At 63.7% G+C, this 15,646-nt stretch carries 14 protein-coding genes; all 14 read left to right on the plus strand.

What is annotated here, in order from left to right; all coding sequences use genetic code 11:
* Positions 1-10: 10 nt before the first annotated feature.
* The 14 genes from I2G40_RS07030 to selB all read left to right on the plus strand — a co-directional run bounded on the left by I2G40_RS07030 (position 11) and on the right by selB (position 15,620).
* On the plus strand, positions 11-937 hold the full coding sequence (locus I2G40_RS07030; protein ID WP_195239654.1) for a respiratory chain complex I subunit 1 family protein: 927 nt from the start codon (positions 11-13) through the stop codon (positions 935-937).
* Positions 938-952: 15 nt separating this feature from the next.
* On the plus strand, positions 953-2,410 hold the full coding sequence (locus tag I2G40_RS07035; RefSeq protein WP_195544620.1) for a hydrogenase 4 subunit D: 1,458 nt from the start codon (positions 953-955) through the stop codon (positions 2,408-2,410).
* Positions 2,411-2,423: 13 nt separating this feature from the next.
* Positions 2,424-3,077, plus strand: coding sequence for a hydrogenase 4 membrane subunit (gene hyfE / locus I2G40_RS07040; RefSeq protein ID WP_195544621.1), 654 nt, complete (start codon positions 2,424-2,426; stop codon positions 3,075-3,077).
* 3 nt (positions 3,078-3,080) lie between these two features.
* Positions 3,081-4,640: a hydrogenase 4 subunit F gene (locus I2G40_RS07045; protein ID WP_195544622.1), complete on the plus strand. Its 1,560-nt coding sequence runs from the start codon at positions 3,081-3,083 to the stop codon at positions 4,638-4,640.
* A 3-nt stretch (positions 4,641-4,643) separates the two neighbouring features.
* On the plus strand, positions 4,644-6,416 hold the full coding sequence (locus I2G40_RS07050; RefSeq protein WP_195544623.1) for a hydrogenase large subunit: 1,773 nt from the start codon (positions 4,644-4,646) through the stop codon (positions 6,414-6,416).
* A 1-nt stretch (position 6,417) separates the two neighbouring features.
* Positions 6,418-7,134 (plus strand): formate hydrogenlyase complex iron-sulfur subunit, encoded by a 717-nt coding sequence (locus I2G40_RS07055; protein WP_070097519.1) that lies wholly within the window; start codon positions 6,418-6,420, stop codon positions 7,132-7,134.
* Positions 7,135-7,136: 2 nt separating this feature from the next.
* Complete coding sequence (locus tag I2G40_RS07060; protein WP_022095195.1) at positions 7,137-7,919, plus strand: NADH-quinone oxidoreductase subunit B family protein; 783 nt, start codon at positions 7,137-7,139, stop codon at positions 7,917-7,919.
* Positions 7,920-8,501, plus strand: a complete 582-nt coding sequence (locus I2G40_RS07065; protein WP_117847579.1) for a formate hydrogenlyase maturation HycH family protein — start codon at positions 7,920-7,922, stop codon at positions 8,499-8,501.
* On the plus strand, positions 8,501-9,004 hold the full coding sequence (gene hycI / locus I2G40_RS07070) for a hydrogenase maturation peptidase HycI (RefSeq protein ID WP_195544624.1): 504 nt from the start codon (positions 8,501-8,503) through the stop codon (positions 9,002-9,004). The genes I2G40_RS07065 and hycI overlap by 1 nt, the downstream gene beginning before the upstream one ends.
* Positions 9,005-9,043: 39 nt before the next feature.
* Entirely contained in the window at positions 9,044-9,883 is an 840-nt protein-coding gene (locus tag I2G40_RS07075; protein WP_195544625.1) for a formate/nitrite transporter family protein, read from the plus strand.
* Between the two features lie 122 nt (positions 9,884-10,005).
* Positions 10,006-11,256, plus strand: coding sequence for a molybdopterin-containing oxidoreductase family protein (locus I2G40_RS07080; protein WP_195544626.1), 1,251 nt, complete (start codon positions 10,006-10,008; stop codon positions 11,254-11,256).
* Positions 11,232-12,122, plus strand: coding sequence for a molybdopterin dinucleotide binding domain-containing protein (locus I2G40_RS07085; RefSeq protein ID WP_195544627.1), 891 nt, complete (start codon positions 11,232-11,234; stop codon positions 12,120-12,122). Before I2G40_RS07080 ends, I2G40_RS07085 begins: the two co-directional genes overlap by 25 nt.
* A gap of 76 nt (positions 12,123-12,198) precedes the next feature.
* Positions 12,199-13,656 (plus strand): L-seryl-tRNA(Sec) selenium transferase, encoded by a 1,458-nt coding sequence (gene selA, locus I2G40_RS07090; protein ID WP_229090700.1) that lies wholly within the window; start codon positions 12,199-12,201, stop codon positions 13,654-13,656.
* Positions 13,653-15,620, plus strand: coding sequence for a selenocysteine-specific translation elongation factor (selB, locus tag I2G40_RS07095; RefSeq protein ID WP_195544628.1), 1,968 nt, complete (start codon positions 13,653-13,655; stop codon positions 15,618-15,620). The genes selA and selB overlap by 4 nt, the downstream gene beginning before the upstream one ends.
* Positions 15,621-15,646 lie beyond the last annotated feature (26 nt).

The raw sequence follows: 15,646 nt of genomic DNA on the forward strand, positions 1-15,646 counted from the left end.
AGGGGAGAGCATGAACAACATCGTACTTGCCGTTCTGCAGGGCGTGGTCGTTATGGCCGTCGCGCCGTTCTTCTCCGGTCTCGGCCGCGTGATCCGCGCCAAGATGCACAACCGTCGCGGCCCCAGCATCATGCAGGACTACCGCGACCTGGCCAAGCTCTTTGCGCGCCCCGAGTCCCAGAGCGAGGATGCGAGCTTTGCGCTGCGCATCATGCCGCCGCTGTTCTTCGCCGTCGCCTTTATGCTCGCGATGGGTCTGCCGCTCTTTACGGCACAAAGCCCCATCCCGGTCTTTGGTGACGCCATCACCATCATGTATAGCCTGGCGCTCGCCCGCTTCTTCTTCGCCCTCTGCGGTGTGGATTCGTCCAACGCCTACGCCGGTATCGGCGGCGTCCGCGAGCTGCTCATGAGCGTGCTCATCGAGCCGTCCATGCTGCTGGCGCTGTTTGCCGCCGCCCTGGTGTGCGGCTCCACCGACATCGCCACCATGGGCCAGCACATCATGACGGGCGCCATCGACGCGCCGGTCGCTGTGATCCTCGCCGGCATCGCCTTTGCGATTGCCTGCTACATGGAACTCGGCAAGCTGCCGTTTGATCAGGCCGAGGCCGAGCAGGAGCTCCAGGAAGGTCCGCTCGCTGAGCTTTCCGGCCCGTCGCTTGCGATGGCCAAGCTCGCCATGTCCATGAAGCAGGTCCTGGTCGTCGCCTGGTTCTGCGCGATCTTCGTCCCCTGGGGCGAGCCCGCGGCCGTGGGTATCGCGGCCGTTCTGGGCGCGGTCATCTTCCTTGTTAAGTGCCTGATCGACTTTGTCGTATGCGGCGTGATCGAGAACTCCTGCTCGCGCTCGCGTTTTAAGGTGCTTGGCAATCAGACCTGGGCCGTCGTGGGCATCGCCGTTCTGGCGTTTGTCTTCGTGGTCGTCGGCGTGTAGGAGAAGGGAGAAACAATGTCATTTGCAGTCAGTCTGTCCCTTCTCGGCTTGGTCGCTATCGCGGCCCCGATGGTGGCCTCGGTGCTCGTCGCCCTGTTCCCCCGTCCGTACGCCAAGTGGTTCAGCGTTTTGGGTGCCGCCGTCTCGACGGTCTGCACCATCGCCCTCGCCGCGAATTTCGCTGGCGCCGGCATGCCCGACACGCAGGTCCCCCTGATCTCGTTTGGGCAGACCCTCGTCATGGGATTCACCTTCGATCGCATGAGCACGCTGCTCGCGCCCGCCTTTGTGGGTATCGGCCTGCTTGTCGTGATCTATTCGATTCCCTATATGAGCGAGAATAACCGTGAGCATCCCGACGCACCGCGTCGTCGCTTCTACGCGTACCTCGCGACCTTCATCGGCGCCATGGCCGGTCTTGTGTACAGCTCGACCCTTTTGGGCCAGCTCGTGTTCTTTGAGATCACGGGTGCGTGCTCTTGGGGCCTCATTAGCTACTACATGACGCCTACGGCCAAGAAGGCCGGCATGAAGGCTCTGATCATTACGCATATCGGTGCGCTTGGCCTGTATCTGGGCGCCGCCATCGTGTTTGCCCATACCGGTACCTTCGCCATTACCGCGATTGCCGGCCTCGACGCCAAGCTCAAGGCTATCGTTCTTTTGCTCGTGCTGTTTGCGGCCTGGGCCAAGTCCGCACAGGTTCCCATGTACATGTGGCTGCCTTCGGCCATGGAGGCGCCGACGCCTGTTTCGGCCTACCTGCATGGCGCCTCGATGGTTAAGGTCGGCGTGTGCGTGTTCGCGCGTGCACTCGTCTCTGCCGGCGAGATCCCCGAGATCGTGGGTTGGGTCGCCATTATCGACGCCATGGTCACCATGCTCTTTGGCTTCCTTATGTACCTGCCGCAAAAGGACATGAAGCGTCTGCTGGCCTTTTCCACGATCGCCCAGCTCTCCTATGTGTTCTTTGGTCTGGGCCTTTCGGTCTTTGGCAGCCAGCTGGCCTTCGATGGCGCCGTCTGCCACATCTTTAACCACGCTTTCGCCAAGACGCTGTTCTTCCTGATCGCCAGTTCGTTCTCCTTTACGCTCGGCACGCGTATGCTGCCCAAGCTTCGCGGCATCGTAAAGAAGTACCCGATCTCGGGCGTGGGCTTCGGTGTCGCCGCGCTCGCTATTGCCGGCGTGCCGCCCATGAACACGTTCTTCTCGAAGTTCCAGATTATCGCCGGCGGCTTCTCTGTGGGTGCCGGCAACGTCGCGATCCTGGTGCTCGTGTGCATCATGGTCGCCGAGACCGTCGCCACCTTCGCCTGGTTCCTCAAGTGGATGGGCTATTGCCTGCCCGGCGAGCCGAGCGACGAGGTCGCTGCGGGAGCCCCGCTTCCCCGCGCGATGGCGTTCGTGTTCATCGTGCTCATCATCATGGTCATCGTCAGCGGCCCGCTTTCGGCCAGCTGGATCGGTTAGGAGGTAGAACGACATGGGTTATTCGATCGTCAACATCCTTGGCGGCCTTCTGATCGTCACGTCCACCATGGTGGTCGTCTCCAAGAACATCAAGCACGCCATTCGCTGGTATGCGGTGCAGTCGCTGGTGCTCGTGGGACTGCTCGCTACGCTCGGTGCTACTACCGGTGCGCAGGAGCTGCTTATGTGGGCCGGATCTGCCTTTATCACTAAGGTCGTCCTGGTCCCTTACATCCTCAACCGCGCATACAAGAAGATGGGCGAGCCGAGCGACGCATCGCTCAAGGCCGGCCTTAAGCCCGCGTGGGCCATCTGCATCATCGCCGTCGAGGTCGCGATCTGCTTTGCCGTTGTGACGCAGATCAGCCTGCCCACGGCCGAGGTCGCAACGCCTGCGCTCGCTATTAGCTTCGCTCACTTCTTCGTGGGCCTCACCTGCATCATCTCGCAGCGCAACATCATGAAGCAGATCTTTGGATACTGCCTTATGGAAAACGGCAGCCACGTGACGCTCGCGCTTTTGGCCCCCACCGCTCCCGAGATCATCGAGATCGGTATCGTCACCGACGCCATCTTTGCCGTCATCATCATGTCCATCGTCGTGCGTCGCATTTGGGACGACTCCCACTCGCTCGATGCGCGCGACCTGTCCGAGCTGAGGGGGTAGTCCATGGAAACGTTGATTCTCGCCCTGCTCGCGACTCCTTTGGTGTTCTCGCTGGTCATGGCGTTTTTGCCCAAGAACACGTCCTATAACGTGTTTGCCGGTCTCAACCTGGTCTCCGTCGCAGCCGTCCTGGTGCTGTCGATTATGACGGCCGGCGACGTCCTTATGAGCGGCGAAACCGCGAGCGCTCTTGGCCTGTGGTTCCACCTCGATTCGCTGGGCGCCATCTTTGTGCTGCTCATCGGCTTTATCGGTTTTCTTACGGGGCTGTTCTCGCTGCCCTATGTAAAGGCCGATATCGAGGAGGGCTCCATGCCCGCCGAGCGCGCCAAGCAGTATTTTGCGCTGTTTAGCCTGTTTGTGTTCACCATGCTGCTCGCGTGCCTGTCCAACAACATGATCCTCACGTGGGCCGCCGTGGAGGCAACCACGCTTTCCACTGTGTTCCTGGTGGGTATCTACAAGACCAAGACGGCCCTCGAGGCTTCTTGGAAGTATGCGATGGTCTGTACCGCCGGCGTGGCATTTGGCCTGTTCGGTACGCTGCTGATCTACGCCAACGCCGCCGACGTGATTCCCAACGCCCACGAGGCCGCATTCCTGTCGTGCGTGCTGCCGTATGCCGACCAGTTCGACCCGACGCTCATGCGCCTCGCCTTTGCGTTTATCGTGATCGGCTTTGGCACCAAGGCTGGCCTGTTCCCCATGCACACTTGGCTGCCCGATGCCCACTCTCAGGCTCCGAGTCCTGTCTCGGCCCTGCTCTCGGGTGTTCTGCTTAAGTGTGCCATGCTTGTGATCATGCGCTTCTACGGCTTTACCATCCAGGCCGTGGGTGCCGAGTATCCGCAACTTCTGCTGTTGATCGTCGGCACGCTGTCCATTTTGGTGGCGGCACTCTCGATGTTTCGCCAGGACGACCTCAAGCGCCGCTTTGCGTACTCGTCTGTGGAGAACGTGGGCGTTATCGCCCTGTGCCTGGGTATCGGTGGCCCGCTGGGTATCGCCGCGGCCCTGCTGCACTGCGTGTTCCACGGCTTTACCAAGACGCTTGCCTTCTGCGTGTCCGGCAACATCCAGCACGCCTTTGGCACGCGTAGCCTGGCCAAGATCCAGGGCGTCGTCGAGGTTGCGCCCGCAACCGCCGCGCTCGCCATCCTGGCGCTGCTCGGCCTTGCCGCCTTCCCGCCCTTTGGCATGTTCATCTCTGAGTTCCTGACTTTTGTCGCCGGTGTTACCGCCGGTCCCATGTGGCTGGTCGTCGTGGTCGCCCTCGGTCTTACCGTGGCCATCTCCGCGCTCACCCGTATCGCACTCAAGTCGGTATTCGGCCATGCGCCCCAGGGCATGGGCAAGCATGAGGCCCCGGCGCTCATGCTTATCCCCGAAATCATCCTGGCTGTCATGATCTTGTGGTTTGGCATTGCCACCCCGCTGCCCCTCGTGCACGGTGTGGAGACCGCTACTGGCATCGTGCTCGAGCAGAGCACCGAGGAACTTCACGCGACGCCGATGTACCGCGCTGTGTTCGGTACCGAGACCGCTCAGAGCGAGGTGGAGTAACGAATGATTGAAACTGAGAACAAGGTGTATGCCCGTCGCTGCGAGAGCCATGTCGAGGCCCTGCGCCGCGCCGTTCCGGGCTGCATCGAGAAGGTCGAGTGGCAGTGCGAGGACCAGCTGACGATCACCGTCAAGCAGGACAAGCTGCCCGAGGCCGTCCACTACCTGTACTACGAACGCCACGGCTGGATCCCCGTGATCATCGGCAACGACGAGCGCAGCCTGTGCGGCCGTTATGCCGTGTACTACGTCATCTCCATGGAGGGGGAGGACCCCGGCTGGGTGACCGTGCGTGCCGAGGTCGATCCCGCCAAGATGACGTTCCCGTCCGTGACGCCGTTCGTTCCCGCCTGCGTGTGGGGCGAGCGCGAGCTGCGCGATATGTTCGGCCTGATCCCCGAGGGTCTGCCCGATCGTCGTCGCCTGGTGCTGCCCGACGATTGGCCCAGCGGCCTGTACCCGCTGCGCAAGGACTCCATGGACTACCGCTTCCGTCCCGCTCCCGCGAGCGACATGGAAAACTACGAGTTCTTGGCCGATACCAAGGGCAAGGAGACGACGCTCGTTCCCATGGGCCCGTTGCACATTACCTCCGACGAGCCTGGCCACTTCCGCCTGTTCGTTGAGGGCGAGACGATCGTCGACGCCGACTACCGTCTGTTCTACGTGCACCGCGGCATGGAGAAGGTTGCCGAGACGCGCCTGAACTATGACGCCGTGACGTTCCTCGCCGACCGCATCTGCGGCATCTGCGGCTGCGCCCACTCGGTGGCCTACGCCGAGGCCGTCGAGCGCGCTCAGGGCATCCATGTCCCGCCGCGCGCCCAGTACATCCGCGCCATCATGCTCGAGGTTGAGCGCCTGCACTCGCATCTGCTCAACATTGGCCTGGCGTCGCACTACACGGGCTTCGACTCCGGCTTCCAGCAGTTCTTCCGCGTCCGCGAGAAGTCCATGGACCTGGCCGAGAAGCTCTCCGGTCACCGCAAGACCTACGGCCTCAACGTGATTGGCGGCGTGCGTCGCGACATTTTGGCTGAGCAGAAGCTCTCCACGCTCACGACCATCCACCAGCTGCGCTCCGAGGTTCAGGAGCTCGTCGACGTGCTGCTCTCCACGCCCAACTTTATTGAGCGTACGAGCGGTATCGGCATCTTGGACCGCAAGATTGCACGCGACTTCTCGCCGGTCGGCCCGCTCATGCGTGGCTCGGGCTATGCCCGCGACGTGCGCTTTGACCATCCCTTCGACGGCTACGCCGATCCGGACGTCCAAAAGATGCACGCCGCCACGGCCGACACCTGCGACGCCTTCGGCCGTACCGCCGTCCGCATCCAGGAGGTCTACGATTCGATCGACATGATCGAGACCATGCTCGAGAACTGCCCGTCGGGCCCCATCCTCACCACGGATTGGGAGTACACCCCGCACAAGTACGCCATCGGCGCCACCGAGGCGCCGCGCGGCGAGGACGTGCACTGGGCCATGCTCGGCAATAACCAGAAGTGCTACCGCTGGCGCGCCAAGGCCGCCACGTACAGCAACTGGCCGGTCCTGCGCTACATGTTCCGCGGCAACACCGTGGGCGACGCGGCGCTGATCGTCGGCTCGCTCGACCCGTGCTACTCCTGCACCGATCGCGTGACGGTGACCGATGTCGCCGCCAAGCGCGACCACGTGCTCGACAAGGAGCAGTTCGAGAACGTCTGGCGCGACAAGTCGCCGCTTGCGGGCGAGGGCACCTTGGCCGCTCCGCTCGATGAGGAGGCGCTCTAATATGCTGAAGCTTTGGAAGGTTAACGCCAAGGCCGGCGACGCGACGGTCAAGTACCCGTTTGCGCCGTTCCCCACCAATAAGGACATGCGCGGCAAGCCCGAGCACAATGCCGAGCTCTGCATCGCCTGCGGTGCCTGCGGCGTGGCGTGCCCGGCCGATGCCATTCGCATGGACACCGACCTTGCGGCCGATACCATTACCTGGTCGATCGACTACGGCCGCTGCATCTTTTGCGGCCGCTGCGAGGAAGCCTGCCCCATGGAGGCCATCAAGCTCACCGAGGAGTTTGAGCTTGCCGTCATGAGCAAGGACGACCTCACCAGCAAGAGCGTCTATACGCTCGAGCACTGCTCGCGCTGCGGCAAGCCGTTTGCCCCGCACAAGGAGATCGACTACGCAAAGCGCCTGCTGCAAAAGGCCGGCGGCATGGAGGCCGAGCAGGCTGCCCGTACCGTCGGTATGTGCCAGGAGTGCAAGCGCGAGCTCGACGCCCTGCGCGCCGCCTCGGCCGTAAAGACCGGCAACGCTGCCGGCATGGCTGCCAACGAGACGCTTGCGTCCGGTGAGCCCCAGGGCCCCGGCATGGAGTATCTGGGCGGCCACGGCGTGAACCCGGAGTATATCGACCGCGAGCTCAACCCCGATGCGCCCGAGATTCCCGCCGGTCCGGCGCCGGTCGAGGGCATCATCATGGATTTTGAAACGAAGGAGGAGTAACCATGGCCGAACCCACGCTTTTGCCCGAGCGGCTCCAGTACCGCCCGACCAAGATCGAGCTCGACGAGAGCATCGAGAAGGCCAAGGCGACCCTTCTTAAGAAGATCAAGCGCTCGGTGTACGTCTACCGTGTTGACTGCGGCGGCTGCAACGGCTGCGAGATCGAGATCTTCGGTTCCATCACGCCCGTCTTCGACGTCGAGCGCTTTGGCATCAAGGTCGTGCCCTCGCCCCGTCACGCCGATGTGCTGCTGTACACCGGCGCCGTAACGCGTGCCATGCGCATGCCGGCCCTGCGCGCCTTTGAGGCCGCACCCGATCCCAAGATCGTGGTGTCCTATGGCGCGTGCGGCTGCACCGGCGGCATCTTCTACGACAACTACTGCGTCTGGGGTGGCACGGACAAGATCTTGCCGGTCGATGTCTATATCCCCGGCTGCCCGCCCAGCCCCGCGCAGACCATCTACGGCTTTGCCATGGCACTTGGCCTGCTGGACCAAAAGCTCCATGCCGAGACCACGGTGGAGGCCGCCGGCGAGCAGGCCGATATCCTGCACCCCGGCGTGCCGTACAAGCTGCGCGTTGCCATCGAGCGCGAGGCTCGCGCCATGAGCGGCTACCGTTACGGCCGCGACTTGGCCAACGAGTTTATGGATACGCTCGAGGGCGCGCCCAAGGGCGATATCCGCGGTGCCATGGCGCTGCTCATCGACAAGCAGGATGATCCTCGCCGCGTTGAGGTGTACTCGGCGTTACAGGATCTGGTACTGGCCGGAGGTCGCTAGATGGAGCTCACGGACCGCTCTGGTTACTTTGCGGGCCCCGGCATGCTCGGCGGCTCTTTTGGCGATGCCTCGCGCGCAAGCGACGAGGCCGCCGAGGGCGTCGCCGACCCCTGCCTGGGCCATACGCCCGACCAGGTGGTCTTCTATGAGCTCACGCGTAAGTTTGTGGAGACCGAGGAAGACGTTCCCCAGGAGGCCTGCGACGTGCTGTACTACACGCTCGCCGTGGGCCACCACACCGGTGTGCTCGACTGCTTTGAGCCGCGCCTGTCGGTGCCGGTGAACGTGTTCTATACGCTTATCGACGCGCTGCCGGAGGGGGAGGCCAAGACCAAGTTCGAGGCCATCCGCTCCTTTGGCGAGTGCCAGCTTGACAAGGCGGCGGTGCCGTCGCTGCTCGAGGCCTGTGACACGCTGCTCGACGATCGCGGTTTTCGCGGTTCGGCCAAGGCCGGCATCTCGGTGTTCGATGACGACTTTGGCCTGCATGCCCAGCAGGTTGCGTTCTTAATGAAGTTTCGCGATCTGGTTGAGCGCGTGCGCGATGTGTCGGGCGTGTATCTGACGGGGAGGTTGCAGTAATGGGTCGCGTTGTGGATGGCCGTGTGAACGACGCCCCGTTTGCGGGCATTGTGCTCACGGCGGGAAGCGTGCTGCGCGCCGACGATGCCGCTGGCCCCGTGCTCTCCAAAAAGATGGAGGACACGCCCATCGCCGGTTGGTACACCATCGACGGCGGGCAAACGCCCGAGGATGACATCATCGAGGTCAAGCGCGAGCGTCCGCCGCGTTTGGTTTTGGTCGATGCCGCCGACATGGCGCTGCCCGTCGGCGCCATCCGCTTGCTCGACAAACGTGACGTGGCCCGCAAGTCGATGTTCACCACGCATTCGCTCCCTTTGTCGATTCTGATCGAGGAAATCGAGCAATCGTGCGAAGATATCGTCTTCATAGGGATTCAGCCGGGCGATACGGAGTTTTACAACCCTATGTCCCCGGAGGTCTTTGACGCCGTCGACGCCGTGTACGACGCCGTAGCCGCCAACGACTTTTCCCACTTTGTCCGCTTGGGACAAGAGCAATAGGAGCGCTTGTCCCTGCTGATTAGGAAAGAAGTGATTGACATGGCAGATTCCAAGGCGGAGTACCCCGCTCCCGATTGCCTGGCGCCCGCCGCGATCGAGGCCAAGACCGAGGCCGCCGGCGTGACCAAGGCTAACCTGCCGGTCGCAAAGGCCTTTGTTTTGGCGATGTTCGCCGGCGCGTTCATTGCCTTCGGCGGCCTGTTCTTTACCGTGTTCTTGAGCGATAGCACGCTGGGCTGGGGCGCCCAGCGCGTCGTGGGCGGCCTGTGCTTTTGCCTGGGCCTGGTGCTGGTGCTGGTGTGCGGCGCCGAGCTGTTTACTGGCAATTCGCTTATGGTCTGCGCACTCAAGAGCAAAAAGATCACCCTGGTCCAGATGCTCAAGGCTTGGGTCGTCGTATGGGTCGGTAACTTTGTCGGTGCCCTGTTCATCGTCTTTTTGGTGTACATGGCCGGCATTTACAAGCTCAACGGCGAGGCGGTCGCCAATTCCATGGTGAGCGTCGCCGCCGGCAAGGTGACGATCGACTGGGTGACGATCTTCTTCCGCGGCATCCTGTGCAACATCTTTGTGTGCCTGGCCGTGTGGATCGGTACCGCCGGCAAGACCGTGGTCGATAAGGTTGTGGGCATTCTGCTGCCCATCGCCGCCTTTGTGGCCTGCGGTTTTGAGCACTGCGTCGCCAACATGTACTTTTTGCCCATGGGTGCCGTGATGCATGCATGCGGCTACGGTGCCGACGTCGCCGGCGCCGATGCACTCAACGCTGCGGGCATTGCGTTTAGCCTGTCCGCCGCCACGTTGGGCAACATCGTGGGCGGCGCGGCTCTGGTCGCGCTCGGCTACTGGTTTATCTACGCCAAGAAGTCCGAGGCGTAAGATACCGTCTGTTTGACGTTGGGCCTCCCGCGGGGCGTTGCCGTGCGGGAGGCTTTTTGGGTCTGGGGCTCGTTGCCGGGCTGTTGGCCTGTTGTGTTTGGCTTGTGAAAGGGGTAATCGAGATGGCATCTGCTGTGAAGCGTGACGGTCGCGCCGTGGTGACCACATGCGGGGGATGCTATGCCGATTGCGCCTTTGCGGCACGAGTTGAGGACGGTCGCGTGGCGGCCGAGTTGCCGGTGCCAGGGCATCCGTGCGCGGCGCGTGCCCTGTGTGCCCGCGGACGGCATCGCCTGGCAATGCCGTTTGACGAGCGCGACCGCATTGTGCACCCCATGCGCCGAAGAGCTGATGGCTCGGGGTTCGATGTGATTTCGTGGGACGAGGCGTTTGCTCAGATTGCCGAGTGCCTTTTGGGGATTGTTGACGGGCATGGTCCGCGCGCGCTGGGCATGACGCTCGGCGTGCCCTCGTTCGACCGTTACTGGGCGTATCGTTTTATGCATGCGCTGGGCTCGCCCAACGTATACGGTGCCGACGGTGCCTGCGAGGTAAGCAGACTTACCGGCTGGGAGCACAGTCTGGGCTACAGCCCCGCCTCCGACCTGGCGCATACCGATTGCATCATGTATCTGGGGCGCTCCATTGTCGATTCGTCGACGATGGGGGCCGTTGATGCGCTCAACGATGCCCGTCGACGTGGGGCTAAGATTATCGTGGTTGACCCCCGGCGCAGTGGCTCGGCTGCGCTTGCCGACCGCTGGTTGCGCGTACGTCCTGGATGCGATCTGGCGTTGCTGTTGGGTATCGCACATGTGCTGGTAGCCGAGGACCTGTACGATCACGAGTTCGTGGACCGCTACGCCACAGGCTTTGACGAGCTGGCGCAGGCGGCCAGTGCTTGGACACCCGAGTGGGCCGAATCGATGTGCGACGTGCCGGCCGCAGAGATTGTCGCCACGGCGCGCGATCTCGCTGCCGCCGCGCCTGCCGCTGTGGTGGATGCGGGTTTTCATGGTGGCATCGGCATCGCGTATGCCAATAGCACCCAGACCGCACGCGCTATCTGCTTGGTCGATGTGCTGCTGGGCTGTATTGGACATGCGGGTGGCGCGCTCAATCCGCCCACACCGCTTTCACTGGGCGACCTCGATCCCACTCGCTTTGCGACGCCGCCGGTGCCGCGCGAGCCCAAGCTGGGGTCCGAGCGCTATCCACTGGTCGATCCGGTGCGAGGGCTGTGCACGACCATCGGTCAGTCGATTCTTGCCGGCGATTTGCGTGGGCTCATCGTCTATGCCAGTAACCCCGGTGCGGGCTATGGCAATGCGCAGCTTGGTTGGGTATTTTGCAGCAGCTCGACTTGCTTGTGACGATTGATATTCGTTGGTCCGAGACGGCGCGTGCTTCTGACTTCGTGCTGCCCGACGTGACGTATCTGGAGGCCGACCGCGGTGTGGGCACAGTCGTGGGCGCCAACGATTCGCGTGTGTTCTACCGCAACGCCGTGCTGCCCGTGCAGCATGACGGCACACGTCCCGGTCGGGAGATTTTTGCCGGTCTGGCGCAGGCGTGTGGCGTGGGCGAGTATTTCCAGTTTACGTCTGACGATCTGGCGGCTGTCCAGGTGGCGCCTTTTGGGATCGATCTGGACGAGCTCAAGGAGCGCGGCTGGGCCGATACGGGCGTGGCGCTGCCGTCGCGCACGGGTGAGCCGGTGATTCCGCTTGCCGGCGGCAAAATTGCGCTGGCAAGCGACGTATGGGAACGAGTCGGCATGGGTCGTGTGCCCAACTGGATTGCGCCCATGGTGGAGCCCGGCCCGGGGATGTTTCGCCTTATTAGCGGCAACCGTCCCTTTGAGTCGCACACCTCGCGCAGGCTTGCGGCTCAAGGTGCCGCCGAGGCTGGATCGGACCTGGATGCCGTGCAGATGAATGCCGATGCTGCTGCGCACATGGGCATCGCCGACGGCGAGATCGTCGAGCTCGTGAGCGATATGGGCCGCGACCGCGTGCGCGTGGAGACGACGCCGTATCTGCATCCGGCGTGTATCTTTACGTCGGCCGCCCCCGGCGGACGTTCGTTTGGCGCCGATGCCGGCGGCGCTCAAGCCTTGGGCGTCGGCCCGCTCGACCATACACCGTTGCGTTGGGACCCGTTGACGGGCGCCGCGCTCACTCAGGAAAACGCCGTTCGCGTGGAAAAGATCGCGGCGCGCGAGGATAATAGCGATTGATTGACTCAGCCGATCGAATTGGCTGATAGTTTGACGTTCGAACGATTGATTCACCTTTAGTTTTGAAAGGCCGCACATGAGCGATAGCCAGAACATGTCCGATGAGGTACGCGCCCGCCTTCGCGCTATTCCTTCCGTCAACGAGCTGCTTGCCGAGTGGCCGGTGGTGAAGGCGGCGGGGGAGACCTGCGACGCGGTGGTCCATGCTGCCGTGACGGCCGAGCTCGACGAGGAGCGCGCTGCGATTCGTGCCGGTGCCGCCCCGCGTTCCAAGCGCGACCTGGCCTCGGCCATCGAGTGGCGTGCGCATCGCTCTGCGCTGCCGAGCCTGCGCCCAGCAGTTAATGCCACGGGTGTGGTCATCCATACCAACTTGGGCCGCGCCCCGCTCGCGGAGTCGGCGGCAAAGGCCGTGGCCGAGGTCGCGCGCGGGTACAGCACGCTCGAGTACAGTGTGGACACCTGCTCGCGTGGGTCGCGCAAGGAACATGCCGCGCAGCTCATCCGCTCGCTTACCGGTGCCGAGGATGCGCTGGTCGTCAACAATAACGCGGCCGCCGTGCTGCTGGTGCTGGCGACCCATGCCGCAGGCAAAGAGGTTATCGTCAGCCGCGGCGAGCTTGTCGAGATTGGCGGCAGCTTCCGCATCCCCGATGTCATGGCGGCTTCGGGCGCCAAACTCGTCGAGGTCGGCGCCACCAACCGCACGCACTTGGGCGACTACGAGCGCGCCATCACGCCCGATACGGCGATGATCCTTAAGGTCCATCCTTCCAACTATCGCATCGAGGGTTTTTACGAGGAGGTGGGCTCTCGGGAGCTTGCCGCTCTGGCCCACAAGCATGGCCTGCTGTTCTACGAGGACCAGGGGTCGGGCGCGCTGTTGCCCGATGACATCCTGGTGCGCGGCGGCGAAGAAACCACGCCGGCTTCGGTAGCGGCGGGGCTCGATCTGGTGTCGTGCTCGGGCGATAAGCTGCTCGGTGCCGCACAGGCGGGCATTATCATGGGCCGTCGCGATCTGGTCCAGGCCTGCGGGTCGCATCCGCTTATGCGTGCCCTGCGCCCGGGCAAACTGGCTCTGTCGGCGCTCGAGGCCACGCTGCGTATCTACATGGACGGCGCCGATGTTGCCCATCGCGATATTCCGGTGCTCAGCATGCTTACGCTACCGCAGGCCCATTTGGAACGACGTGCCCGCAAGCTGCGCGATCGTATGGTCGCCGGGCTCGATAAGGCGGGTTGCCCGTGCGCCGTGCAGGTGGAGATCGTCGAGGAGTCCTCAACGCCCGGTGGCGGCTCGTTGCCTACCGTGGAACTGCCGACGATGTGCGTTGCCGTGCGTCTTGTTGACAAGCGCCTGACGGTCGACGCGCTCAAGCGCTCGCTTGTCCAGGACTTCGACACGCCGGTCGTCACGCGAACCTCGCACGATCGCATTTTGTTTGACGTCCGTACGCTTGTGGGCGACCGCGATATCGAGACGGCGGCGTCGACGCTTGCCGCATGCGTTGAGAAGGCGATTGCTCGATGAGTGAGGTTCAAGCGCTGGTGGAGTGTCCCGTTATCGTTGGCACGGCGGGTCACGTTGACCACGGTAAGTCGGCACTGATCGAGGCGCTGACCGGCAAGAATCCCGACCGTCTGGAGGTTGAGCGTCGCCGGGGCATGACGGTGGAGCTGGGCTTTGGCGAACTGGCACTGCCGAGCGGCAAGATCGTTGGCCTTGTCGACGTGCCGGGCCACGCGCATTACCTGCGCGCTATGGTGCAGGGTGCGACAGGCATCGACGTTGCCGTGCTGGTGGTCTCTGCCGTTGAGGGCGTAATGCCGCAGACCCGCGAGCACGTGCATGTGCTGGAGCTGTTGGGCGTTACGCATATGGTGGTCGCGCTGACGATGTGCGACCTGGCCGACGCCGAGATGACCGAGCTTGCCGAGCTCGATGTCGATGACTTTTTGTCGGGTACTGTGTTTGCGGGCGCGCCAATTGTGCCCGTGTCGTCTAAGACGGGCGAGGGGATTGACGGGCTGCTTGCGGTGCTCGACGAGCAGGTGGGTGTCTGCTGGGATACCTGTCGCGAGCGTGCCGAGCGGAGCGATGCCGCGCCGCGCCTGCCGATTGACCGCTGCTTTACGATCAAGGGCGCCGGCACCGTCGTGACGGGAACGCTGCACGATGCGCCGGTTGCGGTGGGCGACGAGCTGATGGCTTTGCCGTCGCGTACGGTCTGCCGTGTCCGCGGGATTCAGGTGCATGGCGATACGCCGCGCGCGCTGCCTGGGCAACGCGTGGCGCTCAACCTGGTTGGTGACGGTGTCGCGGCGCTTGACCGTGGCGAGATGCTGGGCGTGGCGGACCGCTTTGGTCAGACGTTGCGCTTTATGATGACGTTCACCTACCTGGGCCGCGAGGGCGCCAAGCCGCGCGTGCTTGAGTCGGGCGCGCGCGTGCATGTGATGGCGGGTACGGCCGAGGTTGTCGGCCGCATCATGCTTATGGAGGGCGAGGCCCCCATGGCGGTGGGCGAGACCCGTACCGTGCAGGTGCGCTTGGAGGAGCCGCTGCCGCTGCGAGCCGGAGACCATGCTGTGGTGCTGTCGTATTCGCCCGTTATGCTCATTGGCGGCGGGCGTGTGCTGCTTTCGCGTTGCCGTCGTTCGCGCGAGCTTACTGAGGGGGAGCGCGCGCTGTATGCGGCGCTTGAGGCCGGAGATATTGCGGGCGCGGTGGGTGCGTGGCTGGCGCTGCAAGCGCTGCCGGTTGCGGCTGCCGATGTTACCGCGGCGCTCGATCTTGTTGCCGGCAAGGCTGAGACAGCGTTGCGCGAGTTGGTGGCGAAGGGCGCTGCTTGCGCGCTTGCTGGCTCGGATGGCTCGCTGTATGCAGATGCTTCCGCGCTCGATGCCGCGATGGGCACGCTGGCGGCGACCCTGTCAGCTATGCATGCGGCGGCTCCCAAGGAAACGGGCTTTACGCCCGGCGCCGTTGCCCATGCTGCTTGGCCTACCGCTGACGATGCAATTGCCGCAGCCCTGATTTCCGAGGGCTGCTTGCGCGGCGTGTGCGCCTCTGAGGGCGCCGAGGTGTTCGATCCGCACTCCGCTGCCGCCGCGGCGCGCGTGGTGCGCGAGGCCTGCGAACGCATCGTTGCCTTGCTGGACGAGGCCGGACTCGATGCGCCGACGTTGCCTGAGGTGGGCGAGCAGTTGCAGCTCGATCGCGACACCATGACGCGCGCCCTGCGCGAGCTTTCGCTCAACCGTTCCATCGTGAAGGTCGAGCGCGACGTGGCCCTGTCCGCTGCCGCCGAGGCCCATGCGCGTGAGCTCGTCGCAGCTGCCATTGAGGCGGCCGGTGGCGCAGCCACAACGAGCGTGCTGCGCGAGGCCCTGGGCGTGTCGCGTAAACGCGCCATCAGCATCTTGGAGCACCTGGATGCCGTGCGCTTTACGGTGCTCGACAAGGAGGCCGGCGGCCTGCGCTCCCTGCGCTAGATTGGCTGCTTGGTTTGGTAAAATAC

The sequence above is a fragment of the Collinsella aerofaciens genome, assembly GCF_015558785.1.
Taxonomy (GTDB): domain Bacteria; phylum Actinomycetota; class Coriobacteriia; order Coriobacteriales; family Coriobacteriaceae; genus Collinsella; species Collinsella aerofaciens_P.

Coding starts and splice junctions, on each gene's coding strand:
- hyfE (WP_195544621.1), top strand. CDS start 2,424: ATGGGTTATTCGATCGTCAACATCCTTGGCGGCCTTCTGATCGTCACG.
- I2G40_RS07050 (WP_195544623.1), top strand. CDS start 4,644: ATGATTGAAACTGAGAACAAGGTGTATGCCCGTCGCTGCGAGAGCCAT.
- I2G40_RS07045 (WP_195544622.1), top strand. CDS start 3,081: ATGGAAACGTTGATTCTCGCCCTGCTCGCGACTCCTTTGGTGTTCTCG.
- I2G40_RS07075 (WP_195544625.1), top strand. CDS start 9,044: ATGGCAGATTCCAAGGCGGAGTACCCCGCTCCCGATTGCCTGGCGCCC.
- selB (WP_195544628.1), top strand. CDS start 13,653: ATGAGTGAGGTTCAAGCGCTGGTGGAGTGTCCCGTTATCGTTGGCACG.
- I2G40_RS07080 (WP_195544626.1), top strand. CDS start 10,006: ATGGCATCTGCTGTGAAGCGTGACGGTCGCGCCGTGGTGACCACATGC.
- I2G40_RS07060 (WP_022095195.1), top strand. CDS start 7,137: ATGGCCGAACCCACGCTTTTGCCCGAGCGGCTCCAGTACCGCCCGACC.
- I2G40_RS07035 (WP_195544620.1), top strand. CDS start 953: ATGTCATTTGCAGTCAGTCTGTCCCTTCTCGGCTTGGTCGCTATCGCG.
- selA (WP_229090700.1), top strand. CDS start 12,199: ATGAGCGATAGCCAGAACATGTCCGATGAGGTACGCGCCCGCCTTCGC.
- I2G40_RS07065 (WP_117847579.1), top strand. CDS start 7,920: ATGGAGCTCACGGACCGCTCTGGTTACTTTGCGGGCCCCGGCATGCTC.
- I2G40_RS07055 (WP_070097519.1), top strand. CDS start 6,418: ATGCTGAAGCTTTGGAAGGTTAACGCCAAGGCCGGCGACGCGACGGTC.
- I2G40_RS07030 (WP_195239654.1), top strand. CDS start 11: ATGAACAACATCGTACTTGCCGTTCTGCAGGGCGTGGTCGTTATGGCC.
- hycI (WP_195544624.1), top strand. CDS start 8,501: ATGGGTCGCGTTGTGGATGGCCGTGTGAACGACGCCCCGTTTGCGGGC.